The sequence below is a fragment of the uncultured Ruegeria sp. genome, assembly GCF_947500045.1.
Taxonomy (GTDB): Bacteria; Pseudomonadota; Alphaproteobacteria; order Rhodobacterales; family Rhodobacteraceae; genus Ruegeria.
In genome coordinates this window covers 95,919-120,612 of record NZ_CANMQQ010000001.1, presented here as the reverse complement: position 1 = coordinate 120,612, position 24,694 = coordinate 95,919, and the positions used below count along the sequence as shown (strand labels likewise).

The window sequence follows — 24,694 nt, the reverse complement described above, 5'->3', positions numbered from 1 at the left end:
GAGGTGGACGCAAGCCGCAGTTTCATTTTTTACAAACTGGATGACAAAAGCGCCGATTGGCCTTGTCGGTGTGGTTTATGGGGCATCTGATGCCGTTTCTTCAGAAGGTATAATTCAACCCGATCCGCAATCCGCGATAACTTGGCGTCGATTTGGTGCTGAATGTCGGGCCCAATTCTACAGTTTCTGATTCGAACTGGAGGTATTCGATCTCACCGGTGATCGACCAATTGTCGTTCAGTTTGTGCTCTGCACCCAAGCTGGCCGAGAAGCCCTGCCGTCGATCCACCTCTTCAAACCGCGAAGTCCCACCAATATCGGTCAAGGACGCCGAGGTCGTAATATCCCCGCGCACGTATCCCACAGTCACGAAGTATAAAACGCTGCGACTACGGTTGGTCAGGCCGTTTCGAAGACGTATCGAAAACACGTCGGAAATTGCAGATCTGCCGCTTACAAGCGTTCCACCGATCTGTGACGACGTGCTGCCGTCGAGTGTACCAAAGTCATAGCCAACCTCTAGACCGTAAACATAGTCCCGCCCGCCTCGGGCAGGCAGTATACCACGCCAGCCCCCCCGGAATCCGGCGAAGTTTCCATCGGTGCTGACCTCTCCGGCCCCGAACAAGGTACCGCCATTGACACGTAGACCGAACTCGTCAGAACCGCCCGAGGCATGACCAGCGCTTACACCCAGATAAAAAGCCCGAACATCACTGGCATCACGGTCCGCCGAGATCACTTCTGGGTCGCTGAAATCCCCGGTCACATCCCCAGCCAGAGTGGGCGTAACGCAGGACAACAACAATGCCAGTGCCGTCAAAGCGCGACAAATCATTGATCTTGGCAAATGTATCCTGCTCATTACTCGTACCCTCCACCACAGTGGCCTGCCTTTCCGGGTCGATAAACTTGCAATACCAAAGACCCGCCCCGAGACAACTGGCCTCCGTCGGAGCATAGTTCCAAGTCATAAATCAAGGGTTAAATTTAGTCGCAATAGACCCTTACAGCGCAAGCGCGATGGATCAGATCAATTCCCCACCCAGCGAGTTCGCGCCAGAGGATTTGACCCTTACCTTACGTAAATCTCCACTTGCCACATCTGCGTCAGTAACGTGAACCGCGTGAAGATACTCGGATTTTCCGACCATCTGGCCTGGTTGCCGCCCCGGTTTTTCAAACAAAACACTCACAGTTTGACCAACCATGGCATCCTGGATCACTCGCTGATGGCGTGTGATCATGGCTTGTAGGCGCTGCAGACGCTCATCGGCCACTTCGGCCTCGACCTGTGGCCGTTCTGCCGCAGGCGTACCGGGACGCGTCGAGTACTTAAAGGAGTACGCGTAGCCGTACTTAACCTCTTCCACCAAATCCAATGTGGCCTGAAAATCCTCTTCCGTCTCTTCCGGGAAGCCCACGATGAAATCGCCTGACATCAGAATATCGGGCCGCGCCGCACGGATACGCTCGATCAAACGCAAATAGCTTTCGGCGGTATGGCTGCGGTTCATCCGCTTCAGGATTTTGTCCGATCCTGACTGCACCGGCAGATGCAGATAGGGCATCAGCTTTTCACAAGTGCCATGTGCTTCGATCAGCGCATCGTCCATGTCATTGGGATGCGACGTGGTAAAGCGGATGCGTTCCAGCCCGTCGACCTTGTTCAATTCCCAGATCAGACCGGCAAGGGTCATGTCCCCATTTGGTCCGGCCCCATGATAGGCGTTGACGTTCTGCCCCAGCAGCGTGATTTCGCGCACACCGCGCTCGACCAGATCCTGCGCCTCGCGAATAATGCGGTCCGCCGGGCGGCTCACCTCGGCCCCACGGGTATAAGGCACCACGCAGAAGGCACAGAATTTGTCACACCCTTCCTGCACGGTCAGGAACGCAGTCGGCCCACGCTTTGCCTTTGGGCGGTTCTTGAGCTTCTCGAATTTATCTTCTTCGGGGAAATCGGTATCCAGCGCTTTTTCACCCGTGCGCGTCTTCGCCTCCATCTCGGGCAACCGATGATAGCTTTGTGGACCGACCACCAGATCAACCAGCGGCTGGCGGCGCATGATCTCTTCGCCCTCGGCCTGAGCCACACAACCCGCTACACCAATTTTCAGATCTGGCTTGTCTGCTTTCAGACCCTTGAAGCGACCCAGTTCGGAATAGACCTTTTCAGCCGCTTTCTCGCGGATATGGCAGGTATTGAGCAGGATCATATCCGCTTCATCAGGCGATTTAGTTTCGACATAGCCCTGCCCGCCCAGCGCCTCAGCCATGCGTTCACTGTCATAAACGTTCATCTGACAGCCATAGGTCTTGATAAACAGCTTTTTTGGTTCAGACATGAGTTGGCCTTTGCAGTCGCTGGGTCGGCGTCGTCTATACGGAACGAACGCTGCTTGCAATGCTGGCGCAATTACCCGAATTTGACGGAAATTTCCAGCAAGGCGGAAACGAAGCCAACGATGCAATACGAAACCCTCGACCACTTCTTGAAAACCGGAGGAGCGATCCTGAGCAAGGGTCCCGTGGCGCTGATCTTCGCCGAGGATGACATCGAATTAGAAGGTACGCTGCACCACCATCTGAAACTAGGCTTCAAATCGGTTATCGCGTTCCTGCCATCCGAATTCACATTGGACGACGCCCTTAGCGCCAGAGTTCATCAGGTCACGCTGACATGTGCGCCCAGAACCGTCGTTTTTGACACCGTCAACCGGATCATGCAGGCCGCTCAGGGCATTTGGATCTACTACTGCTACAACGCTGAATATTTGTTCTATCCGTTCTGCGAGACACGCTCGGTCGGGGAACTGCTCGCCTTCCATTCAGAAGAGCGGCGTCAGGCAATGCTGACCCATGTGATCGATCTGTATGCAAACGATCTGGCCACCTTTCCGAATGGCGTGGCCCCCGATCACGCGATGCTGGATAGAACCGGATATTACGCCCATACACGCCATGATGCGTCTGGCAAGCCGCTGGAACGGCAACTCGACATGTCCGGTGGCCTGCGCTGGCGGTTTGAGGATCACATTCCGTATGAACGCCGCCGCATCGACCGGATTTCGCTGTTCAAAGCAAAACCCGATCTCATGCTATTGCCGGATCACACGTTCAACGAGGCGGAATACAACACTCATGCCTGCCCGTGGCACAATAACCTGACCGCTGCGATCTGCTCATTCCGGGCAGCCAAGGCGTTGAAGTCCAACGCCGGATCAACCTTCGATATCTCCGACTTTTGCTGGAGCCGTTCAGTGCCATTCGAATGGGATTCGCGCCAACTGCTGGATCTGGGGTTGATCGAACCGGGTCAGTGGTTCTAGGCCCTACCGCTGCAACAGAACGGGGAACCAATCTTTGCGCAGGCGCTGCCCCGGTTTCATGTCATGCCCCGGAAAAGGAGGTGAAGTGCGGCCCGGACGTTCGACATAGCGCGCATCGTCACCGACCAGCCGTAGCGAAAAGGCCCGGCGTCGGCTGTCCGAGGTATTACCGCGTGCGCCGTGCAGCGTGCGATAGTTAAAGGCCACCGCATCACCCGGCTCCATCTCAAACTCAACAACCGTCATTCCTTCGGCATCCGGATCGGGGATCGGCATGTACTGGCCCTCATCCGCAAAAAACCCCTTTTCTGATACCCAGCGGGTTGGCAACACCTCTTTTTCCCAGCGATGCGAGCCGGCGACGCAACGCAACGTGGCTTGTTTCACGGAATCCAGCGGTGACCAGAAGCTGATATTCTGCTGACCCTCGACAAAGTAGTAAGGTCCGTCCTGGTGCCATGGCGTCGCCATCGATGTACCGGGCTCTTTCACCAGAACATGATCGTGAAACATCTGCACGGATTGCGACTGCATGAGGTCCGCAGCAACCTCGGCAGCAGGAGACGCCTCAACAACTGCACGAAATTGCGGGATACGCGACCAGTTGCAATAGTCGTCAAAGAACCGACCAGTTTCACCCTCTTTCTTGTTCTCCGAGGCATAAGGCCCCGGCTCTGCCATGTTCGCAGCGACCCCTGCCCGTAGGGTTTCGACGTGGTCAGCGAACAAACCTTTGACCAGAACAACGCCGTCTCTTTGATAGTCATCGATCATTGCCTGTGTAACAAGAGGGTGGGTCATGTTGGTCTCCTTGAATTGGTCAACCGATCTGCACATGAATGAAGCCTCTGTTCAAATCATATCTTTCGATCTAAGTGTTAACTTCATGTTATACCTTACACTGCGGCAATACGAATATGTGTGTGCCATTGGTCGGCATGGCAGCCTGTCTGCGGCAGCGCTGCGCCTCAATGTCTCGCAACCGGCTTTGTCCAACGCGTTGACCCGGGTCGAATCACATCTGGGGTATCCGCTTTTTTCCCGAAGGCGGGGTGCACCGATGGCGCTGACCCCTCAAGGTCGCAAATTCATCGAAGAGGCCGAAGCTTTGTTGAACCGAGCGGCCCTGCTTGAAGACTCAAAACAGCCGGTTGCCGGAGAAAGCCGGTTACGGCTTGGATGCTTTATCGATCTGGCACCATTTCTTCTGGCGCAATCTCTGCATCATTTGCGAGAAGCCCTGCCCGATATTGTTCTGACGCACGGGGTTGAGACCTTTGAAGGCCTGATTTCCGGTCTGATCGACGGCAAATATGACTTTGCGCTGACATACGACTTGGGCATGGACGCCGGTTTTTCATGTAGAAAGCTGTTCGACAGCACCCCGCGTGCGCTGCTGTCTGCTGATCACCCCCTGGCAAGGGCTGATCAGTTGAGCCTGGCAGAGCTTGCGAAATACCCCCTTATTCTATCCAAAGAGGGTCTGTCCGCACAGCATGTGCTTGGGCTGTTCAGGCGCAAAGCGCTGAATCCCACGATCTCACACCGGGCGGAGTCGCTGGAGATTCAGCGCAGTCTGGCCGCTCATGGTGAAGGTGTTGGGATTAGCTATGCAAGCCCGGAAAGTGGCTACAGCTACGATCGGAAACATCTTGTCAGCCTGCCGGTTTCCGACCCGGAAGCGACCGAAGCCGTCGTGCTGGCGCGTCATGGCACCGGACCGACCGACCCAATGATAACGACAGCCGAACGTGCGTTGGTTGAGCTACTACAAAGAGACTAGCGACTACTTCTTGCGCAGGCGGATCACCACATCGACCGAGGCAATCTCGACACCTTCGGGCGCTTCGGGCAATTGTTGGATCACCAATTGATCGGATGGCGCATCGCTCAGGCGGCTTTCATCTTCCCAGTAGAAATGCGGGTGATCATGCGTATTGGTGTCGAAATAGCTTTTGGAGCCGTCGACCGTGATTTCTTGCAACACCCCGGCATCACAGAACGCGCGCAAGGTGTTGTAAACGGTGGCCAGAGACACTGCATCACCGTTGGCTTTGGCAGATTCAAACAAGCTTTCCGCCGTCACATGGCGATGCAAACCGTCGCCGACAAGCAGCTCGGCCAAAGCAACCCTTTGACGCGTTGGTCGCAAGTCTGCGTTAACCAACCAATTTGTAGCGATGTCCCGGCTCTGGGGTGTCATGAATCCGATACCTGCGTTTAGCTGCCCTTAATATAAGTGTGCCCGCCCTGCAATTTCAAATGAATTTCATTTGCAAGAAGTATCGCTGTAACAACATGATATGGCCTGCCGGTCTTGCAGGACCTTGCAAACGGGTGCTAGACGAGGCCAGATGCAATAAACGGACCCAGGCAGGAGAGGCGGCAGAATGGCCCAATTCCCGAGCAGTTTTGACAAAGACGATCTGCTGAAATGCGCCCGTGGCGAGCTATTCGGCCCCGGAAATGCGCAGTTGCCCGCTCCGCCGATGCTGATGATGGACCGGATCACCGACATCTCGGGCGATGGCGGTGAACATGGCAAGGGTCATGTGCTGGCTGAATTTGATATCACGCCCGATCTTTGGTTCTTTGACTGCCATTTCCCCGGCAATCCCATAATGCCCGGCTGCCTTGGCCTGGATGGTTTGTGGCAACTGACCGGCTTCAACCTCGGCTGGCGCGGCTGGCAAGGGCGCGGCATGGCCGTCGGCGTCGGAGAGGTCAAGCTGACCGGAATGGTGCGCCCAGACCGGAAAGTGCTGACTTATAAGATCGATTTCAAAAAAGCGATCCAGACACGTCGCCTGACCATGGGTGTGGCAGATGGCATCGTCGAAGCCGATGGCGAGTTGATATACGACGTCAAGGACATGAAGGTCGTTCTGTCAGACGCCTGAGCCTGACCGGCCGCAAAAAGGAGAACGCACATGCGTCGAGTAGTCGTCACCGGTCTGGGGGTTGTGTCCTCGATCGGGAACAACGCCGAAGAGGTGCTTGCCTCTCTCAAAACAGGCAAATCCGGCATTGTGGCCAATGACCAGATGGTCGAACACGGCTTTCGCAGCCAGATCGCCGGATCGCTGAAAATCGATGTGGCCGAACATGTAGACAAGCGTTCGCTGCGCTTCATGGGGCCGGGTGCTGCCTATGCGCATATCGCGATGAACCAGGCCATCGCGGATTCCGGACTGTCTGAAGACCAAGTGGTCAACCCTCGCACCGGTCTGGTGGCCGGATCGGGCGGACCTTCGACCAGCGCCATGTTAACCGCACACCAGACCGTGCTGAAAACTGGCGCAACCAAGCGGATCGGCCCGTTTGCGGTGCCAAAATGCATGTGTTCGACGATCTCAGCGAACTTGGCGACTGCGTTCAAGATCAAGGGCATCAACTATTCGATCACCTCTGCCTGCTCGACCTCGCTGCACTGCATCGGCAACGCAGCCGAACAGATCATGCTGGGCAAACAGGACGTGATGTTCGCAGGCGGCGGGGAAGAGCTGGACTGGACGCTGTCTTGCCTGTTTGACGCAATGGGCGCGATGTCGTCCAAGTACAATGACACGCCCGACAAAGCCTCGCGCGCATTCGATCAGAACCGCGATGGGTTCGTGATTTCTGGCGGCGGTGGCATCGTGGTTCTCGAAGATCTGGAACATGCACTTGCGCGTGGCGCCAAAATCTATGCCGAGGTTACCGGCTATGCCGCGACATCGGACGGGCATGACATGGTGGCGCCGTCAGGCGAAGGCGGCGAACGCGCGATGCGTCTGGCGCTGTCCACCCTGCCCGAAGATCGCAACGTCGGCTATATCAACGCCCATGGCACCTCGACCCCGGTTGGCGATGTCGGTGAAGTCGAAGCAGTGCGCCGTATCTTCGGTGAAGGTCAGGTCCCACCGATTTCATCGACCAAGTCGATGACCGGCCATGCACAAGGTGCGGCAGGCGCGCTCGAGGCGATCTTCTGCCTGCTGATGCTGGAACATGATTTCATTACTCCGTCGATCAATGTCGACACACTTGCCGAAGGCATCCTGCCCGGTGAAATTGCAACTCAAGTAGTTGAAAACGCAGGCTTGGACAGCGTGATGACCAATAGCTTCGGCTTTGGCGGCACGAATGGGTCCATGATCCTGTCGAAGTATAACGGGTGAATAAGATGTCGGATAATCTCAAGGGTAAACGCGGCCTGATCATGGGCGTGGCAAATGACCGTTCGATCGCATGGGGCATCGCCAAGGCCATGCACGAGGCGGGCGCGGAACTGGCATTCACCTATCAGGGCGAGGCATTTGGCAAACGGCTTGAACCACTGGCGCAAAGCCTTGGCAGCGATTTCATGGTCGATGCAGATGTCACCGACGACGCCTCGCTGGATCGTGCTTTTGACGAGTTGGCGGCACGCTGGCCGACGATTGATTTTGTCGTTCATGCCATCGCCTATTCGGACAAGTCCGAACTGACAGGCCGGTTCCTGAACACCACGCGCGCAAACTTCAAACATTCACTGGACGTGTCGGCCTATTCGTTCATCGAGGTTGCGCGGCGCGCCTATCCGATGATGAAAGACAATGGCGGAACGCTGTTGACCCTGACCTATCAGGGATCGAACAAGGTTGTGCCCAACTACAATGTCATGGGTGTCGCCAAGGCAGCGCTGGAATCTGCGACACGCTATCTGGCCAATGATCTGGGCCCGGAAGGCATTCGCGTGAACGCCATCTCGCCCGGCCCGATGAAAACACTGGCCGGGGCCGCAATCGGCGGCGCGCGCAAGACTTACAAGTTCTGCGACCAGAACGCGCCCATGCGTTCGAATGCTACCCTGGAGGCCGTTGGCGGCACGGCTGTTTATCTGGCGTCCGACGCTGGCAGCTACACCTCGGGCGAGATCATCCGCGTCGATGGCGGATATCATATTCTGGGCATGCCCCAACCCGAGGCGATGTGACCATATCTTTCCCTGCGGACGCCAAGATTTGACCATCTTTGCCCTGCAGGGATTGCGATATGAGTAAGCTTGAACAGATCCTCGCGAGCAACACACGCTCACCAGCTTTCAAACGCAAGTCAGGAAGCAGGCGCGCAACTCTATTGTTGCTGGTCCTCACATTGTTGCTGATTGCCTTTGTGTTTCAGACTCAACCACCTGTGCGAAACGCAGTTGAGCCGTTATTAACGCAGCTATCGGGCCAGTGATTCAAACGGGGTCAGTTGATCGAAACGATCTCGATATCGAAAATCAGATCCTGTCCCGCCAGCGGATGATTTGCGTCCATCGTCACCGTCGCCTCATCGACCTCAACCACCGTCACTGGTATTGCCTGGCCGTCAGGAGTTTGCATCTGCAACTGCGTACCCGGCTCTAGTGGGATATCATCCGGAATGCCTTCACGCGGGATTTGCTGCCGCATCCCGGGGTTGACCGGTCCATAGGCGTCGACACAAGCAATCTCGACGCGCTTTTTCTCTCCAGTCTCCATTCCTGGCAGTGCTGCATCCAAACCGGCAATGATCTGACCTGAGCCAACCGCAAACTCAAGCGGATCGCGCCCCTCGGAACTGTCAAAGACTTTGCCGTCCAGCAGGGTTCCAGTGTAGTGGATGCGAACGGTGTCGCCCTGTTTGATCGCGGTCATTGTGGCCTCCGGCCTGAAAAGAAATAAACGGCGCAGATTAGAGGCTGACACGGCATTGTAAACCCTGCCCTCTTTAACCCCCGGGATCGTTGTGCTTACCTGCGCGCGATCATGGGAGGATCAGATGGCAATCACCACTTGTGTATTCGACGCTTACGGCACGCTCTTTGACGTGGCCGCTGCCGCGCGGCAGGCCGCAGCAGAGCCGGGGTTCGAAGCGTTGGCAGACAAATGGCCGGAATTGGCCAGCCACTGGCGTCTGAAGCAGCTGCAATATACTTGGCTGCGGGCGGTTGCTGATGCGCATTGCGATTTTTGGGATGTGACGCAAGACGGGTTGGATTGGGCTCTGGAAGCGGTTGGGCTGCAAGGGGATGCCACCCTGCGGCAGCGCCTGCTGGACCTTTATTGGGAATTGCAGGCCTACCCCGAAGTTCCCCAGATGCTGAAGGCACTAAAATCTGGCGGGATGCAGACCGCCATCTTGTCCAACGGCTCGCCGCCGATGCTGGACGGGGCGGTACAATCGGCCGGAATCGGAGACGCGCTTGATGATGTGTTGTCTGTCGAAAGCGTCGGCGTCTTCAAACCTCATTCAAGCGTTTATGATCTGGTACAGAACCGGTTCGGCTGCGCACGGGATGAAGTGCTATTTGTCAGCTCAAATGGTTGGGATACAGCCGGGGCAAGCGGCTATGGGTTTGTCACCGCCTGGGTGAACCGCGCGGGAGAGCCGATGGATCGCCTGCCGTGGAAACCAGCACATGTCCTGTTGGACCTGACCACGATCCCCAAACTGGCAGGGCTTTAATGGCGTTCTTCACCACCTCGGATGGCAAGCGCCTTTATTACAAAGATACAGGCACAGGCCAGCCGTTGCTTTGCTTGGCGGGTCTGACCCGCAATAGTTGCGATTTTTCCTTCCTTGCACCCCATATGGCAGACCTTCGCATGATCGCGATGGACTATCGCGGGCGCGGGAAATCCGATTTCGATGCGGAATATTTGAACTACAACATCCTGCGCGAAGGGCAGGATGCGATCGAGCTGCTCGATCATCTGGGCTTGGATCAGGTAACGCTGCTGGGCACGTCGCGCGGGGGGCTGATCGCGATGGTGCTGGCCATGAGCCATCCTGACCGACTGTCCGGGGTCATCCTGAATGACGTTGGACCGGTGATCGAACCCAGCGGTATTGCCAAGATCATGGGTTATGTTGGCAATCGGCCGACCTCGCAAACCTATGACGAGGCGGCGCGCGCCCTGCACGCGATGTTGGAACCACAATTCCCAGACGTCCCCCTGAACATCTGGAGACTGCAGGTTGAGCATCAGTACATTCAGACTGATACAGGACTAGAACTGCGCTACGATCCCGCCCTTCGTCAGGCACTGATCGAGCAGGCTGCCGTTACCCCGGCCCCCGACCTGTGGCCGCTGTTCGACGCGCTGCGCGACCTCCCGACCGGAGTAATCCGGGGTGCAAATTCTGATCTGCTCAGCGCGACCACTCTGCAAGACATGCACGCACGCCGCCCGGGGCTGATTTCCTGCGAAGTGCCGGACCGAGGCCACGTTCCTTTCCTGAATGAACCGCAATCCCTAGACCTGATCCGCAAAATACTGGACGCCACATGAGCAGCATTGAATTGATCGAAGCCGCAGCAAAGCGACTGAAAGGTCATGCGCGCGAGACGCCGCTTTTGTCATCGCCATTCCTGGATGAAATCGCGGGTCGCCGCGTGCTGGTAAAGCCTGAATGCCTGCAACACACCGGCAGCTTCAAGTTTCGCGGCGCTTGGTCAGCGATCTCGGCGCTGGATGACACAGCGCGAAACCGGGGCGTTATCGCTTATTCCTCGGGCAATCACGCGCAAGGCGTTGCCTACGCGGCGACGAAACATGGAATATCTTCGGTCATCATCATGCCGTCTGATGCACCACAGCTGAAAATTGAGAACACCCGAGCCTTGGGTGGCGAGGTCGTCCTTTATGACCGTGCAAGTGAAAGCCGAGAAGATATCGGCGAAGCGCTGGCCGCCGAGCGTGGCTTGACTTTGATCCGGCCCTACGATGAGCCACAGGTGATCGCGGGCCAAGGGACAACAGGGTTGGAATTGGCCCGGCAGGCACGCGAGCTTGGCGTAACTGACGGTGATGTCCTGATTTGTTGCGGCGGTGGCGGACTGACATCAGGCATCGCGCTGGCCTTGGAACACCACGCGCCCGGCTTGCGCGCCCGCCCGTGCGAGCCTGAAGGGTTTGAAGATGTGAAACGCTCTTTGGCGACTGGCGCGATCCAAATCAATAATGCCACTTCTGGGAATATCTGCGACGCGATTCTGACGCCGCAGCCGGGGAAGATCACCTTTCCGATTTTGAAACGGCTTTGCGGCCCCGGTTTTTCGGTGTCTGAACAGGAAGCCTTGCACGCCATGGCCCTCGCGTTTCTGCGTCTCAAGATCGTGTTGGAACCGGGGGGCGCTGTCTCACTGGCTTCTGCACTATTTCACAGTGACCAAATTGAAGGGGATGCCGTGATCGTCGTGGCCTCAGGCGGCAACGTAGATCCACAAATATTTGGACAAGCGTTGGAATTCCTTACCTGACAATCGGTAGTAACCAATGCAAACTCCGATGGTAACCTATTATTCCGGCACCCTGAGCGGATGGGGACCATACCTATGCACATCGCTGACCTGAAAGACGTCAGGATACATTACCGAATTGACGGTGACCCTAATGGTGCCCCCATTGTGTTTGCCAACTCGCTGGGTACCGACATGCGCCTTTGGGACCCGATTTTACCGCTGCTACCCAAAGGTTTGCGCATCGTAAGGTATGACAAACGCGGGCACGGCTTGTCATCCGCACCCACGGCTCCCTATTCGATGGGCAATCTGGTGCGCGATGCGGAACGTCTTCTTGATCACTTGAAGGTCAAAGACTGTGTATTTGTTGGCTTGTCTGTCGGAGGCATGATTGCACAAGGATTGGCGGTGAAGCGTATAGACCAAATCCGCGGGCTGGTGCTGTCAAATACCGCGGCCAAGATTGGTACACCCAAAGTCTGGCAGGATCGCATTGACGCCGTCCGCGCCGGCGGGATCGAGGCACTGACAGATGCGACAATGGAAAGGTGGTTCTCAAAATCGTTCCACGCCAGCACTGAGATGAATTTGTGGCGTACCATGATGGTTCGACAACCGGTTGATGGTTACCTGGGGTGTTGCGCTGCAATCTCGGGCACGGATTTCTACACCCCCACCAGTGGCTTGCGTCTGCCGACCCTGGGGATTGCGGGCAGCGAGGATGGCTCGACCCCGCCCGATCTAGTGCGCGAAACGATTGATCTGATCCCGGGATCGCGTTTTGCGTTGATCCGAGGCGCGGGCCACCTGCCCTGCGTCGAACGTCCGGAGGAATATGCCGAACTGCTAGGCGGTTTCCTGTCCGAGATCGGACATATCTGAAGGAGAGATTTGTTGGCGGACTTTTTGCTTGTTCATGGGTCATGCCACGGTGCCTGGTGCTGGCGTGACCTGATCCCGGAACTGACCACATTCGGGCATACCGCCCGCGCCATCGACATGCCAAGTCATGGTTCAGACCCGACGCCAATTCGGGATGTAACACTCAGCTCGTGCCGGGATGCAATTTTGCAAGCATCGACGCCACAAACGATTCTCGTGGGGCACTCGTGGGGTGGTTATCCCGTCAGCGCGGCTGCCGAGGCCAACCCGGATGCTATGCGAGGTGTGATTTATCTTAGCGCATATGTCCCGCAATCGGGGCTTTCAATGATCGATATGCGTAAACGCGCCCCACGCCAATTGATCGGTGACGCGGTCGAGAAGTCTGCTGACGGATTGTCGTACACTGTCGTGCCGGATCGGGTGCATGAACTGTTTTATCATGACTGCCCGCGCGAGGTTGTGGCCTACGCGTTCGGTCGCCTGTGCCCGCAAGCGATCGCGCCGCAGGCAACCCCCTTGGATACAAGCGAAAACTTCGCGCGCGTGCCCAAAGGGTACATCAGAACCACCGATGACCGGACCGTTCCAACCGAATATCAGGCCGAAATGGCGGGCTGTGCAGCCCCAGATACAAGCCTGACCATTGATAGCTCTCATTCGCCGTTCTTTTCGCACCCCGAGCATCTGGCAGGTTTGATTCACCAGATCGCAACTCGGATGTAGCGAGGCTCTTGTTCCATCTGCGGGTTCGGACGGTCGGGGTGAGCAGCGAGATGGACAACGGGCTGTTGCTTTTCTGCGCATGCGCTTCACGTTGGCATAACAACGACATATCTGTGGCGGAATCCACCTTGCAGATAAGTTTGCTACGGGTCACCGTGATTCCAATTGGGAACGGGGAAACGCATGCAATCCATCAAAGCAGCCGTGTGCCGGGCTTTCGGCGAGCCGCTGGTCATCGAAGACATCTTGATCGCACCACCCGGAATGGGCGAGGTCGAGGTCACACTGGACGCGGTGGCAATCTGCCACTCGGACATCTCATTCGCCAGCGGGGCATGGGGCGGACATCTACCCGCAGTCTACGGGCATGAGGCAGCCGGGATAATCTCGGCCATCGGCGACGCTGCCGGAGACTTCCGGGTCGGCGACCCGGTTGTCGTGACCCTGATCCGCGCTTGCGGGTCCTGCCCGTCATGTGCTGGCGGCAAACCCACCATTTGCGAAACCCCGTATGACACGGTCAAAGGCCCATTGCGCACTGCGGATGGTAGCGCGCTGGAACAGGCCATGGCCTGCGGGGCCTTTGCCGAGAAAGTGGTGGTCAGTCATCGGCAAATCGTCAAGATCCCCGAAACCCTCCCCAAAGATCTCGCCAGCCTGCTGTCCTGCGGAGTGATCACCGGAGTTGGCGCAGCGGTCAACGCAGCAGAATTGCGTCCCGGACAGGATGTCGTCGTGATCGGTGCGGGCGGGGTTGGCCTGAACGCCATACAAGGCGCACGCATCGCAGGCGCGCGCCGTATCGTTGCCGTCGACATGACTGAGGATAAGCTGGACATCGCAATGGAATTCGGCGCGACCCATGGCGTTCTGGGCAGCCTGAAAGAGCCGTGGAAGGCCGCTTACAAAGCGCTCGGCGGGCGCGGCGCGGATGCGGTCCTGATCACCGTCGGCGCAATTCCCGCCTACGACCAAGCCCCGCGCTATCTGGGCCGGGGCGGCAAAGCGATCATGATCGGGATGCCGCATTCGGGTGATATGTCCAGCTATGAACCCGTCGTTCTGGCCGCGCTTGGCCAAGGCATGGTCGGATCGAAAATGGGGGATGTGGTAATCCAGCGCGACATCCCGTGGATGATTGATCTTTATGAACAAGGGCGTTTGAAACTGGATGAACTGATCTCAGGGCGCTGGTCACTTGCTCAGATCAACGAGGCCATTGAGGATACCAAATCCGGTGCCGCAAAGCGTAACGTGATCCTGTTCGACAACGATTGATCCCCTGAAAGGAGCGCCCGATGAAACTGCAAGATCTCGATGTCATCGTCACCGCCCCTCCGGCACCGGGTTGGGGAGGGCGCTATTGGATACTAGTAAAGGTCACCACTGACACAGGCGTCACTGGCTGGGGCGAATGTTATGCTTCGTCAGTCGGACCGGGCGCGATGGCCCATGTCATCCGCGACGTGTTCGAACGGCACATGTTGGGTGAGAACCCGGAGAATATCGAATTGATGTTCCGGCGTGCCTATTCCAGCGGGTTCACTCAACGCCCGGACCTAACCGTCATGGGTGCGTTTTCAGGGCTTGAGATCGCCTGCTGGGATATCCTCGGCAAAGATCGTGATCGCCCGGTCTACGCGCTGTTGGGCGGGCTGATGAATGATCGTATCCGGGCATATACTTACCTATATCCGCTTCCCCAGCACAATCTGACAGACTTCTGGACTTCACCGGAACAGGCTGGTGAAAGCGCTGCGGAAATGGTGCGGCGCGGCTATACGGCAGTGAAATTTGATCCGGCAGGGCCATATACCATCCGCGGCGGGCATATGCCTGCGATGTCTGACATCTCTCTCTCGGTTGCATTCTGTAAAGCCATCCGCGAGGCGGTCGGGGATAAGGCCGATCTTCTGTTTGGCACCCACGGTCAGTTCAATACAGCCGGGGCCATTCGTCTGGGCCAAGCGTTGGAACCCTATTCGCCGCTCTGGTTCGAAGAACCTACCCCTCCGGACATGATCGAGGACATGGCCCGCGTCGCGCGAAATGTCCGCATCCCTGTTGCGACAGGTGAACGGATGACGACCAAGGCCGAATTTGGTGCGGTCCTGCGCGCAGGCGCCGCTGAAATCCTGCAGCCCGCACTTGGCCGCGCCGGGGGCATTTGGGAGATGAAGAAAGTGGCTGCCATGGCCGAGGTGTTCAACGCGCAGATGGCACCCCATTTATATGCAGGTCCGATCGAGTGGGCCGCCAACATTCATTTGGCCGCATCAATTCCAAACCTGCTGCTTCTGGAAAGCATCGAGACCCCGTTCCACGATCAGCTGATCAAAGGAAGCATCCGCGTCGAGGGCGGGTTCGTCACACCTCCGACCGCGCCTGGTCTCGGTATCGAGATTGATGAAAGCCTCGCCCGCGCCCATCCTTACTCTGACGACGGGCTGCACCTGCAAATGCAAGAAGCACCGTGCGACTATGTAAACGGAAACGCGTTTCAGGGCGGCGCACCCGCGACCGAGTCGTAACATTTGGCAAATAAACTAAGACAATCAGTTCGAGACGTAGCCCGCGATCACCTGCAGCAGTTTGAAGGCCGTGGCAGCGTCATTCTCGACCACCGCCAGAAATTCTTCTTCACCGATACGCAGGCAAGACAACTCGGTTTCCGCAACCATGCTCAACGCCCGGGGTTCTTTACGGATCAACCCCAGCTCGCCCACCAGCGCACCGGCACCAACGGTTGCAATAAGTTGGTCGGCCTCACCCGAACGCGGCAAGTAAAGGCCTGCTTCTCCCTCGAGAACGACATAGGCCCCATCGGTCGGCTGATCGTCCTTGAGAAATACGACCTGGCCCGGTTTGGCCTCGAACCAGCGTGCACCGAAAGCCAGCAGGCGAAGCTGGCGGCGGTCCAGACCAGAGAACAACGGTGTTTGCTCCAGCGCACGTAATTTGCGCACAAGATCGGCAGACGCCGCGCCGTCACCTTCGACGTCGGTTGGACCTTCGCCTGTCACCACCCGGCCCTGACGGATTTCAACATACATGTCGAAAACATCTGGATTCTCGAACGTGTCATTCAGGTAGATTACCGTGGTTTCGGGCAGCAATTCACGCAAATTCTTGTACACGGCGACCTGTGTCTCCATGTCATAGCTGGCAAGTGCGGTTTCCAGGATCAGAATATCGGGCTTCTTGATCGTCGCGCGGGTAAAGGCCAACGGTTCCGCAAATACGGCTGGAAGATTCTGACCACCAAGCGAGACTGGTACATCATAGATCAGCTCGACCACCATCGGGCGCGCGCCATTTTCGGCCAGCACATCGACGATCTTCTTGCGCGCTTCATCGGTCCGCGCACCGCCAATCTGGCTGACCTTGCCGAACAACGCGTTTTCCATGACCGTCAGACCGGGTGCAAACGCGTTCTCGTCCAAGGGCACAAAAACATCGTGCAAAGGTTCCAGCAGTTTGTCGGAATGGCTGTGGCGCAGCTCAAGAATACGGTTCTTAAGCTCATCTGAAAACGCTGGGCCAATTTGTTCTGCAGAGATCACAAACGGTACCGACAACAAGCTGGCCAATTGCTCGTCATCAAGTCCGCGCGCGCCTTCCTTGCGGGTTTGCTCGACCAGTTCAACCGCCGCCTCGTAGGTTTGGGCCTCTAACCCAAGTTTGCGAAATAGGGGGTGATCGGTCCCATCCAGCCCAAAGATCTGGCGCAGCAATTCAATCACGTCGCGTGTCAGGCTGACCAACGTTTCATCCAACCCCAATTCTCGCAACTGGCCAAGAAAAACAGTCTGCTGTGCCAGAAATTGCCGCGTGACCGGCACACAGGGCGTCGCAAACAAGAGGTTTTCAGCAACCGGGAGTGCCGGATTGTAAGCTAAACGATCAAAAACCAACGCCTGCTCGGTCAGGCCAGCCTTTTGTACTTCCTTTTGTACCAACGGTCGCAGCTCGATCAGTTTGGCTGCCAGGTCTGGGTGTTCATTCGGATCAAAGGCCTGTTCAGCCCCGCGCTGAAACAGCGCCGCACCCGAGCCCATGCCGTCGATCAATTGCAGCCACCAGTCGCGCAATCGGGCCGTATCATCAAAACCGGCCAGTCCGGGATCAACCCATTCGACGTCGAAAGGATCGGCGCTGTTACCAGCACGTATAGTTTCCGGAAAATCCGGGTCTTCTGTTGACGCTGACAAGGGTCGAGACCGCATCGGCATCATCACGTTTTCGCCCAAAGTACCCTGAAACATCACCGGGCGAGAGGTTGCCAAACCTATTCGCGCGGCAACAACGCCTTGATGCAGGTCGGCCATGTTGATGCCGCCAACTTCAATCCGGCCCGAGGTTGGCACGATCTCTCGGGTCAGCAATTCAGTCAACGCGTTGCGGTCTTCTTCGCTGGTAGCAGAGATACCGATGGTCCGACCCGCAGGGAACGTCAGGTTCAGATCGTCCAACACCTGATTGCCGTCGATATCGCGAACCGAAACCCTATCCAGGACAATGTCCCCGTTCAGTTGGGGGCGCTCTGCTGGCTCTCCCTCGAACAGTTTTTCATCAATCATGCCATCCGGCGCGAAACGCTCGATCACAACGTCCCATCTCAGCGACATGTCCTGCGTCTGATTGTAGTAGGTCAGCAATTCCTTCCAGGGCGAACTCAGGTCTTTATAAGCCGCCAGCGCAGCCACGAGTGCCCCAAGTGAAACTGAGCCTTGCAGCACCAGAAGTCCGCCCACCAAGTAGAACATGAACGGCGTAAGTTGCGATATGAAGTTGTTGATGAACTTCATAAAGAACTTCTTCTGGTAAATATCGAACCGAATTGCGAACAGCCGCCCCAACTGATCCGAAATCATCGCCCGACGATACCGCCAACCACCGTTGGCACGTAGGGTTGAGGCCCCGGCTGCATTCTCGCCAATCTGCGCGGCCAGCACGCGCACCTCTTGGATGCGCTGCTTATTCAAAAGATTGATCTGACGCTGCAGGCGCGGGATCAGCCATGCCTGCAACGGGATCAACGCAACGGCAGCCAATCCAAACCACACACTTTGCAGGAACAGGAAGGACAGGATCGTGATCATCTGCCCGGCTTGCAGCACAGGCTGACTGATCGCGTCCCCCATCAGCCCGCCCATGGGCTCACTTTCGGCGGTGATCATCGACACCATTTCGCCCTGACTCACCCGCTCAAAATAAGGCTGCGGAAATCTAAGCGCGCGGTTGATCAACAGATAGCGGAGGCGGCGCAGCATTCGTTCGCTCAGAACGCCTTTCATGGTATTGATGCGCATCTTCATCAAGCCATGCGCCAGCACCGCAACCAAAAAGGCAAAACACAGGATCATCAGGAATGTGGTCTGCGGCAGGCTGTATCCCCAGACATCGACTATCTGGCTGGTGGCGCCGATCGCATCATTGATTATGCGCTTGGGCAGTTCCAGCGTCAGATAGAGCAACGGAAAAAGCGTTGCCGTCACGGCCAGAAGAATCAACTGGTCGCGTTTTGAGTATTTCCAGATAAACCGAAATATAGTGCGCTCGATTGAACCCGCCCCTACTAGTGATCCGCCACTCAGTTTACTGATTTTGGCGTGAATACAACGGGACGAATTTACCGCGATCGTATCCCTCGACGCAAATGAAATTCCGATTTGCGCCTAAATTGCGTTGTGTGAACAAGTTCATTTGCGTGGCAGACAATTACCCCCTAATCTTCTGATTCAGGACGATATCGGGAGGGTTCATTTGCCTGCCAGTTATGGCGCTGTGTTTCTGTTGCTCTGTCTGCTTCAGATCAAACATATGTTCGCCGACTATTACTTACAGACGCCCAAAATGCTTTCTGGGCGGGGCACGTATTTCCATATGGGACGCGCGCAACATGCAGCTGTGCATGTTGTGGGTTCGGTCATCATATTTGCTGTTTTTCGTGCGCCAGCCGAGTTCATCCTGATCATCGCTGCATTGGAATGGATTGTGCATTTCCACATCGATTTTGCGAAAGCCAACTATTCCGACCGCAAACAATTGCAGCCCAATCAGGCCGCGTTTTGGCGTGCCGCTGGTCTGGATCAGTTGTTTCACAATCTGACCTATATTGGCATGGCCTGGGCCTGGGTTGCGTTCGCAGCCTGAGCATCAGGGCACGACAGGTCGGTTCCGCTTGATCGTGCGCAGCACAACATTGGTCTGCGCGCTGGCGACCGCCGGCAACCGAAACAGGAAATCTTCCAGAAACGTATTGTAGGCCGCAAGATCGCGACACAGGACACGCAGGTGATAATCCGCCTGGCCTGTAGTGGCATAGCATTCCTGCACTTCAGGGCTTATCCCCACCGCCCGAATGAAATCGACGATTTTGTCCGGGTCATGCCGCGTCAGATGCACATGCACGATCGCTTCGAAGGTCAGACCCATCGCTGGCGGATTCACCAAAGCGCCGTAGCGTTCTATTACACCCGCCTCTTCAAGCGCACGCACCCTGCGCCAAAGCGCCGAAGCCGACATCCCCACCGCATCAGCCAACTCGGCATTTGAAATTCGGCTGTCATTCTGCAGTAGCGTCAGAATACGGCGGTCCCTGTCATCAAACGTTGTCATGGTGGCTACTTTAACCATATTTTCTGAAATTTGTGGGGATTTTTTTCACTATTTCCGGAATCTACACACAGTTTGGAACGGATAACCGATTTCCGCAGGTTAAAATCACCGCACCAACGGCATAAACTCATGGAATCAAAGCAATGAGTCACCACGACGCTGACTACCGCACCTATCAGCTTGAAGATCGCTATAACGTGGCAGAGGGCCGCGTTTTTCTGACTGGCACGCAGGCACTGGCCCGAATCATGATGGATCAGGCACGGCGTGACCGGCAAGCAGGGCTGAAAACGGCGGGATTTGTCTCGGGTTATCGCGGATCACCACTGGGTGGTTTGGACCTTGAGCTATGGCGCGCGAATGAGCGGCTGAAAACCAACCGTATCACATTCATGCCCGCGGTGAATGAAGACCTCGGCGCGACGGCGGTTTTGGGTGCACAACAGGCAACCCTGGATCCCCATTGCGAGGTCGAGGGCATCTTTTCGATGTGGTACGGCAAGGGCCCCGGCGTTGATCGGTCGGGTGATGCGCTGAAACACGGGAATGCCTACGGGAGCTCGCCCAAAGGTGGTGTATTAGTTGTTGCAGGCGACGACCATGGCTGCGTCAGCTCATCCATGCCGCACCAATCGGATGTGGCCTTCATGGCCTGGTTCATGCCGACACTGAACCCGGCCTCGGTCGAGGAATACCTTGAGTTTGGCGAATACGGCTTCGCCCTCTCGCGATTCTCGGGCACATGGGTTGGGTTCAAGGCCATCTCGGAAACGGTTGAAAGCGCGCGTTCGGTTAATCTGCCCCCGGATCGCAGCTTTACCCTGCCACAGATTGACCTGCCCGAACTGGGTTTGCATGTGCGGACCGCAGACTTGCCTTCGCCCGAGATTGAAACTCGCATCCAGCACAAGCTGCGCGCCGTTCGAGCCTTTGCCGAAGAAAACCCCATCGACCGGCGCATCTATGACATCGACAACGCCAAATTCGGCTTTGTGACCACCGGGAAAGGCCACCTGGACCTGATGGAAGCCTTGCGCCTGTTGGGTCTGGATGAAGCGGCCTGCCGCCGTCTGGGGATCGACATCTACAAGGTCGGCATGGTTTGGCCACTGGCGCGCCGTAACGCGTTGCGCTTTGTAAAGGGCAAGGCCGAAGTTCTCGTCGTCGAGGAAAAACGCGGCATCATCGAAAGCCAGTTCAAGGAGTATTTCTATGACTGGCCCGGCGACAAACCTCACAAGATGGTCGGAAAATATGACAGCCATGGTGAGCCGCTGATCCCATGGACCGGGGAACTCAGCCCGTTGATGCTCGCCCCCATTGTGGCCGCCCGTCTGGATACATTCTTCCCAGAAGAAAATCTGCCCGCAAAGGCGCAGGCTTTGACCGAGACGCCACCACCGATCATAAATGTCGCGGGCGCTGTGCGGACGCCCTATTTCTGCTCAGGTTGCCCGCACAATACCTCAACCAAGGTTCCCGAAGGTTCCACGGCCGCCAGCGGAATTGGTTGCCACGTCATGGCCTCGTGGATGGATCGCGATACGGTGGGCTATGCCCAGATGGGGGGTGAGGGCGTGCCCCATGTGGTCGCTTCACAATTCAACGGTGGCAAACATATCTTTCAGAACCTTGGCGAGGGGACGTGGTACCATTCGGGCTCTCTCGCCATCCGTCAGGCGGTCGCTGCAGGGACGAATATCACCTACAAAATCCTCTACAATGATGCGGTCGCAATGACCGGTGGGCAACCGGTGGATGGACCCATCAGTGTTGCTGGCATCGCGCAAACCTGCCGCGCCGAAGGGGTAAAGCGGATCGCGCTGGTCTCGGACGACATCACCAAGTTCCACCGCGCCGATTTCCCGACGGGGACCACGTTTCACGACCGGGCAGAGATGGATGGCCTACAACGCGAATTGCGCGATATCCCCGGTGTCACGGCCCTGATTTACGAACAAACCTGCGCCACCGAGAAACGTCGCCGCCGCAAGCGCGGCACGATGAAGGACCCTCAAAAATTTGTCTGGATCAACGATTTGGTGTGCGAAGGCTGCGGCGATTGTTCGGTCGCCTCGAATTGCCTGAGCGTTGAACCGCGCGAAACCCCGCTAGGCCGCAAGCGCAAAATCAATCTGAGCTCCTGCAACAAGGATTTCTCGTGCCTGAACGGGTTCTGCCCAAGCTTCGTGACGATCGAGGGCGCAACCCGGCGAAAGAGGACTATAAAGCTGGACCTTGATGCGCTTGAAGCCGGACTACCAACTCCCTCGCTTCCATCTTTGGGGGAACCCTTTGACCTTCTGGTGACTGGTGTTGGCGGCACTGGGGTGGTCACTGTTGGGGCCTTGATCACCATGGCGGCGCATCTGGAAGGCAAAGGCGCCTCGGTTCTGGATTTCACCGGGTTTGCGCAGAAGTTTGGAACTGTGCTGAGCTATATCCGACTTGGTGCCGCTCCCGATGTGCTTAATCAGGTGCGCATTGATCAGGGCGCGGCGGATGCTGTGATCGGCTGCGATGTGGTGGTCAGTTCGGCCCCCAAAGCATCGGCACATTATGCCCGAGGAACACGTGTCGTGCTGAACCGGGCCGAGATGCCCACCGGAGACCTCGTGCTGCATCGTGATGCCCAACTTAGGGTCAACGCACGGGAACAGGCGATTGCCGATGCGGTGGGTACGGACAATCTGGCCAGCCTTGACGCAAACGCTACGGCCGAGGCCCTGTTGGGGGATGCGGTCTTCGCCAATGTCATCATGTTGGGCTACGCGTGGCAAAGGGCATTGGTGCCTGTGTCGCAAACCGCTCTGGCACAGGCCATATTACTGAACGGTGTTGCAGTTGAAAAGAACCGGCTCGCCTTTGCGGTTGGGCGGTGCCTCGCGGTTGACCCCAGTCGGGTTCAGGGGTTGGCGCAGCCGACTGAAACAGAAGAAACGCTGGATCAGATGATCGCGCGTCGGATTGCGTATCTGACCGACTATCAGGATGCCGTCTATGCTGAGCGCTATGCGCAGCGGATCGGGGCGATCCGGGCGTCAAAGCCGGACATCTCGGACCCAATTCTTGAAACCCTCGCCCGTAACCTGTTCCGTTTCATGGCTTACAAAGACGAATTCGAAGTGGCGCGGTTACAAACATCTTCTACCTTCGCGGATGAACTCGCGCAGCAATTCGAAGGAAACTTCAAAACCAAATACCATTTCGCCCCGCCAATGCTGAGTTGGCGCAAGGATGAGAGGGGAAGGCCCGTAAAGTTTGGACTGGGTTCATGGATGCGCCCGGTTCTGCTTGGGCTGTCGCGGTTGCGTGGTTTGCGCGGATCAGCCCTGAACCCGTTTGGGTATCACGCCGAAGCGCGGCTGCACCGGGATATCCTGCGTTGGTTTGAGACGCTGTTGGACACGTATCTAACCAACCCCGCAAATCGATCCGAGGCAGAATGGCTGGAAGCGTTGTCAACTGCGGACCAGATACGAGGTTACGGACCTGTGCGCGCAGAAAGCTTTCAGAAAGCGCGCGCACTGACCACCTAACCGGGAACTAAGAAACGGCAGACCATGGTGAACCCCGCCTGGCCTGTGCCGAGCGACCCCGCTCGGATGCCAGAGGTGCCGATAACGCTTTCTGGGCACCTTTGCAAAGTTCCAGGTCTTCTGCGCGTGCGAAGTTATCGCTGCGCACTGGCGCGCGCTTGGATGGTGTCAAACCAAGCCAATGTCGCTGCATTTTCGGCAGGAATGTGCATCTTGATGACGCGTGCAAAATCGACAAAAACAAATGTAGTGATATCGGCCAGCGTAAATGAACCCGCCGCTACGAAATCGCTTTCGCGCAGGCGGGTTTCAAGAAGATCGAAGAAGGTGCGCACCCGCTCGGCACCCCGTTGCGCCAGTTCAGGGATTTGGGCGTGGTTTGCAGGCCCCGTGATCGCGCGATCCTTGAACGAGGGATGGGTGTTGCGCAGCGTTTCTGCAATTGGCGCTCCGCACTGCTGCTCGGCGATGGCGTTCCACATCAGAACTTCGCCTTTTTCATCCGCGGTTCGACCCATTAGCGGCGGTTCCGGAAAAAGTGCCTCGAGATAGGCGGCGATGCCAAGGTTCTCTGTCAGTGTTGTGCCTTCATCCGTGACCAGAACGGGGATGGTCGCACCGGGGTTCACAGCCCGAAACGCATCACCGAGCTGTTCGCCCTTGGCGATTGAGATGTCTCGGCTCTCAAACTCCAACCCTTTTTCCGCGATAAACATCCGGGCACGGCGTGGGCTTGGAGCGGTCGAGCAGTCGTAGAACAGCATATTGACGGTCCCTTATGAAACTTCACGACTCAGATGTTAGACCGCCCCACCACGGCAGCGCGAGTCCGATCACAATGTGACCCCACGGCAGATCAGCGTTGATAAATGAAACAGCGCCCCTCAACCGCGCTTTCTGGCAGCGGCAGCTCGGTCAGTTGTTCGAAATACATACGATCGCTCGAAACCATCAGCCCACCTTGCGCCAAAAGCGGCTCGATCAACGGTGAGACAAGGCGCGCAAACGCATCGTTCTTTTGCCGGTTATGCCCACCCAGATCAGCATGGATCAGGCTGGCCGACGCGCCAAATCGCGCGACCGATGCGGGCAGCGTCTCGCGCACATCGCCCAGAATCACAAGATCATTGGGCGGGGTTGAATCGGGATGCGAGGCTACCGCACGTTCAAAAACATATACGGGGCGATCCTGAATATGCTGAACCATGTGATGATACGTGCGCCCATTGCCCAGCCCCAGCTCAAAAACCGGACCGGGCTGTCCTGTCGTCTGCGCGATTGCATAATCCAGACAGGTGCGCTGCGAGACCATGCGGTCGATGAACAAATCTAGACGACTTTGAGCTTCCGGCACGGCT

23 protein-coding genes are annotated in these 24,694 nt (G+C 56.9%); 14 read left to right on the top strand and 9 right to left on the bottom strand.

Annotation, left to right across the window (positions count from 1 at the left end; all coding sequences use genetic code 11):
• Window positions 1-100: 100 nt before the first annotated feature.
• Window positions 101-865 (bottom strand): outer membrane beta-barrel protein, encoded by a 765-nt coding sequence (locus tag Q1B46_RS00655; RefSeq protein ID WP_299943489.1) that lies wholly within the window; start codon window positions 863-865, stop codon window positions 101-103.
• A gap of 163 nt (window positions 866-1,028) precedes the next feature.
• Window positions 1,029-2,348 (bottom strand): tRNA (N6-isopentenyl adenosine(37)-C2)-methylthiotransferase MiaB, encoded by a 1,320-nt coding sequence (gene miaB / locus Q1B46_RS00650; RefSeq protein WP_299943486.1) that lies wholly within the window; start codon window positions 2,346-2,348, stop codon window positions 1,029-1,031.
• 120 nt (window positions 2,349-2,468) lie between these two features.
• Between miaB and Q1B46_RS00645 the strand changes: the two genes are divergently transcribed.
• The gene (locus Q1B46_RS00645; protein WP_299943483.1) at window positions 2,469-3,332 is read left to right on the top strand and encodes a hypothetical protein; all 864 of its coding nucleotides are present in this window, start codon (window positions 2,469-2,471) and stop codon (window positions 3,330-3,332) included.
• Window positions 3,333-3,335: 3 nt separating this feature from the next.
• Here the strand turns inward: Q1B46_RS00645 and Q1B46_RS00640 are convergent, their stop codons facing one another.
• Complete coding sequence (locus tag Q1B46_RS00640) at window positions 3,336-4,133, bottom strand: phytanoyl-CoA dioxygenase family protein (protein WP_299943481.1); 798 nt, start codon at window positions 4,131-4,133, stop codon at window positions 3,336-3,338.
• Window positions 4,134-4,218: 85 nt separating this feature from the next.
• Between Q1B46_RS00640 and Q1B46_RS00635 the strand changes: the two genes are divergently transcribed.
• Window positions 4,219-5,115, top strand: coding sequence for a LysR family transcriptional regulator (locus Q1B46_RS00635; protein WP_299943478.1), 897 nt, complete (start codon window positions 4,219-4,221; stop codon window positions 5,113-5,115).
• A 3-nt stretch (window positions 5,116-5,118) separates the two neighbouring features.
• Here the strand turns inward: Q1B46_RS00635 and irrA are convergent, their stop codons facing one another.
• Window positions 5,119-5,535, bottom strand: coding sequence for an iron response transcriptional regulator IrrA (gene irrA / locus Q1B46_RS00630; protein ID WP_299667235.1), 417 nt, complete (start codon window positions 5,533-5,535; stop codon window positions 5,119-5,121).
• Between the two features lie 187 nt (window positions 5,536-5,722).
• Between irrA and fabA the strand changes: the two genes are divergently transcribed.
• The 3 genes from fabA to Q1B46_RS00615 are packed head-to-tail and all read left to right on the top strand — an operon-like array spanning window position 5,723 to window position 8,289.
• Window positions 5,723-6,232: a bifunctional 3-hydroxydecanoyl-ACP dehydratase/trans-2-decenoyl-ACP isomerase gene (gene fabA / locus Q1B46_RS00625; protein WP_299667233.1), complete on the top strand. Its 510-nt coding sequence runs from the start codon at window positions 5,723-5,725 to the stop codon at window positions 6,230-6,232.
• Window positions 6,233-6,262: 30 nt separating this feature from the next.
• Window positions 6,263-7,492 carry a beta-ketoacyl-ACP synthase I gene (gene fabB / locus Q1B46_RS00620; protein ID WP_299667230.1) on the top strand — a complete coding sequence of 410 codons (1,230 nt, stop codon included), beginning with the start codon at window positions 6,263-6,265 and terminating at the stop codon, window positions 7,490-7,492.
• A 5-nt stretch (window positions 7,493-7,497) separates the two neighbouring features.
• The gene (locus tag Q1B46_RS00615) at window positions 7,498-8,289 is read left to right on the top strand and encodes an enoyl-ACP reductase (RefSeq protein ID WP_299943473.1); all 792 of its coding nucleotides are present in this window, start codon (window positions 7,498-7,500) and stop codon (window positions 8,287-8,289) included.
• A gap of 259 nt (window positions 8,290-8,548) precedes the next feature.
• Here Q1B46_RS00615 and Q1B46_RS00610 read toward each other — a convergent pair whose 3' ends face one another.
• Window positions 8,549-8,977 (bottom strand): peptidylprolyl isomerase, encoded by a 429-nt coding sequence (locus Q1B46_RS00610; protein WP_299943470.1) that lies wholly within the window; start codon window positions 8,975-8,977, stop codon window positions 8,549-8,551.
• Between the two features lie 124 nt (window positions 8,978-9,101).
• Here Q1B46_RS00610 and Q1B46_RS00605 point away from each other — a divergent pair, with 124 nt between their 5' ends.
• The 7 genes from Q1B46_RS00605 (at window position 9,102) to Q1B46_RS00575 (ending at window position 15,707) form a co-directional block, all read left to right on the top strand.
• On the top strand, window positions 9,102-9,788 hold the full coding sequence (locus Q1B46_RS00605; protein WP_299943468.1) for a haloacid dehalogenase type II: 687 nt from the start codon (window positions 9,102-9,104) through the stop codon (window positions 9,786-9,788).
• On the top strand, window positions 9,788-10,615 hold the full coding sequence (locus tag Q1B46_RS00600) for an alpha/beta hydrolase (protein WP_299943465.1): 828 nt from the start codon (window positions 9,788-9,790) through the stop codon (window positions 10,613-10,615). Before Q1B46_RS00605 ends, Q1B46_RS00600 begins: the two co-directional genes overlap by 1 nt.
• On the top strand, window positions 10,612-11,586 hold the full coding sequence (locus Q1B46_RS00595; protein ID WP_299943462.1) for a threonine/serine dehydratase: 975 nt from the start codon (window positions 10,612-10,614) through the stop codon (window positions 11,584-11,586). The genes Q1B46_RS00600 and Q1B46_RS00595 overlap by 4 nt, the downstream gene beginning before the upstream one ends.
• A gap of 75 nt (window positions 11,587-11,661) precedes the next feature.
• Complete coding sequence (pcaD, locus tag Q1B46_RS00590; protein WP_299943459.1) at window positions 11,662-12,450, top strand: 3-oxoadipate enol-lactonase; 789 nt, start codon at window positions 11,662-11,664, stop codon at window positions 12,448-12,450.
• A gap of 12 nt (window positions 12,451-12,462) precedes the next feature.
• Window positions 12,463-13,176, top strand: coding sequence for an alpha/beta fold hydrolase (locus tag Q1B46_RS00585; protein ID WP_299943456.1), 714 nt, complete (start codon window positions 12,463-12,465; stop codon window positions 13,174-13,176).
• Between the two features lie 183 nt (window positions 13,177-13,359).
• Complete coding sequence (locus Q1B46_RS00580; RefSeq protein WP_299943453.1) at window positions 13,360-14,454, top strand: Zn-dependent alcohol dehydrogenase; 1,095 nt, start codon at window positions 13,360-13,362, stop codon at window positions 14,452-14,454.
• A 20-nt stretch (window positions 14,455-14,474) separates the two neighbouring features.
• The gene (locus tag Q1B46_RS00575; RefSeq protein WP_299943450.1) at window positions 14,475-15,707 is read left to right on the top strand and encodes a mandelate racemase/muconate lactonizing enzyme family protein; all 1,233 of its coding nucleotides are present in this window, start codon (window positions 14,475-14,477) and stop codon (window positions 15,705-15,707) included.
• 24 nt (window positions 15,708-15,731) lie between these two features.
• Here the strand turns inward: Q1B46_RS00575 and Q1B46_RS00570 are convergent, their stop codons facing one another.
• The gene (locus Q1B46_RS00570) at window positions 15,732-18,773 is read right to left on the bottom strand and encodes an ABC transporter transmembrane domain-containing protein (RefSeq protein ID WP_299944707.1); all 3,042 of its coding nucleotides are present in this window, start codon (window positions 18,771-18,773) and stop codon (window positions 15,732-15,734) included.
• 169 nt (window positions 18,774-18,942) lie between these two features.
• On the opposite strand from Q1B46_RS00570, the gene Q1B46_RS00565 reads away from it, so the two are divergent.
• Window positions 18,943-19,332, top strand: a complete 390-nt coding sequence (locus Q1B46_RS00565) for a DUF3307 domain-containing protein (RefSeq protein WP_299943447.1) — start codon at window positions 18,943-18,945, stop codon at window positions 19,330-19,332.
• A 3-nt stretch (window positions 19,333-19,335) separates the two neighbouring features.
• Here Q1B46_RS00565 and Q1B46_RS00560 read toward each other — a convergent pair whose 3' ends face one another.
• Window positions 19,336-19,797, bottom strand: coding sequence for an Lrp/AsnC family transcriptional regulator (locus tag Q1B46_RS00560; protein WP_299667202.1), 462 nt, complete (start codon window positions 19,795-19,797; stop codon window positions 19,336-19,338).
• 143 nt (window positions 19,798-19,940) lie between these two features.
• On the opposite strand from Q1B46_RS00560, the gene Q1B46_RS00555 reads away from it, so the two are divergent.
• A complete protein-coding gene (locus tag Q1B46_RS00555; protein ID WP_299943444.1) occupies window positions 19,941-23,336 on the top strand; it encodes an indolepyruvate ferredoxin oxidoreductase family protein in 3,396 nt (1,131 codons plus the stop codon).
• Between the two features lie 134 nt (window positions 23,337-23,470).
• Here the strand turns inward: Q1B46_RS00555 and Q1B46_RS00550 are convergent, their stop codons facing one another.
• Both Q1B46_RS00550 and Q1B46_RS00545 read right to left on the bottom strand, forming a co-directional pair.
• A complete protein-coding gene (locus Q1B46_RS00550) occupies window positions 23,471-24,100 on the bottom strand; it encodes a glutathione S-transferase (RefSeq protein ID WP_299943441.1) in 630 nt (209 codons plus the stop codon).
• A gap of 92 nt (window positions 24,101-24,192) precedes the next feature.
• Window positions 24,193-24,690 (bottom strand): class I SAM-dependent methyltransferase, encoded by a 498-nt coding sequence (locus tag Q1B46_RS00545; RefSeq protein WP_299943438.1) that lies wholly within the window; start codon window positions 24,688-24,690, stop codon window positions 24,193-24,195.
• Window positions 24,691-24,694 lie beyond the last annotated feature (4 nt).

Coding starts and splice junctions, on each gene's coding strand:
- Q1B46_RS00655 (WP_299943489.1), bottom strand. CDS start 865: ATGAGCAGGATACATTTGCCAAGATCAATGATTTGTCGCGCTTTGACG.
- miaB (WP_299943486.1), bottom strand. CDS start 2,348: ATGTCTGAACCAAAAAAGCTGTTTATCAAGACCTATGGCTGTCAGATG.
- Q1B46_RS00645 (WP_299943483.1), top strand. CDS start 2,469: ATGCAATACGAAACCCTCGACCACTTCTTGAAAACCGGAGGAGCGATC.
- Q1B46_RS00640 (WP_299943481.1), bottom strand. CDS start 4,133: ATGACCCACCCTCTTGTTACACAGGCAATGATCGATGACTATCAAAGA.
- Q1B46_RS00635 (WP_299943478.1), top strand. CDS start 4,219: ATGTTATACCTTACACTGCGGCAATACGAATATGTGTGTGCCATTGGT.
- irrA (WP_299667235.1), bottom strand. CDS start 5,535: ATGACACCCCAGAGCCGGGACATCGCTACAAATTGGTTGGTTAACGCA.
- fabA (WP_299667233.1), top strand. CDS start 5,723: ATGGCCCAATTCCCGAGCAGTTTTGACAAAGACGATCTGCTGAAATGC.
- fabB (WP_299667230.1), top strand. CDS start 6,263: ATGCGTCGAGTAGTCGTCACCGGTCTGGGGGTTGTGTCCTCGATCGGG.
- Q1B46_RS00615 (WP_299943473.1), top strand. CDS start 7,498: ATGTCGGATAATCTCAAGGGTAAACGCGGCCTGATCATGGGCGTGGCA.
- Q1B46_RS00610 (WP_299943470.1), bottom strand. CDS start 8,977: ATGACCGCGATCAAACAGGGCGACACCGTTCGCATCCACTACACTGGA.
- Q1B46_RS00605 (WP_299943468.1), top strand. CDS start 9,102: ATGGCAATCACCACTTGTGTATTCGACGCTTACGGCACGCTCTTTGAC.
- Q1B46_RS00600 (WP_299943465.1), top strand. CDS start 9,788: ATGGCGTTCTTCACCACCTCGGATGGCAAGCGCCTTTATTACAAAGAT.
- Q1B46_RS00595 (WP_299943462.1), top strand. CDS start 10,612: ATGAGCAGCATTGAATTGATCGAAGCCGCAGCAAAGCGACTGAAAGGT.
- pcaD (WP_299943459.1), top strand. CDS start 11,662: ATGCACATCGCTGACCTGAAAGACGTCAGGATACATTACCGAATTGAC.
- Q1B46_RS00580 (WP_299943453.1), top strand. CDS start 13,360: ATGCAATCCATCAAAGCAGCCGTGTGCCGGGCTTTCGGCGAGCCGCTG.
- Q1B46_RS00575 (WP_299943450.1), top strand. CDS start 14,475: ATGAAACTGCAAGATCTCGATGTCATCGTCACCGCCCCTCCGGCACCG.
- Q1B46_RS00560 (WP_299667202.1), bottom strand. CDS start 19,797: ATGACAACGTTTGATGACAGGGACCGCCGTATTCTGACGCTACTGCAG.
- Q1B46_RS00555 (WP_299943444.1), top strand. CDS start 19,941: ATGAGTCACCACGACGCTGACTACCGCACCTATCAGCTTGAAGATCGC.
- Q1B46_RS00550 (WP_299943441.1), bottom strand. CDS start 24,100: ATGCTGTTCTACGACTGCTCGACCGCTCCAAGCCCACGCCGTGCCCGG.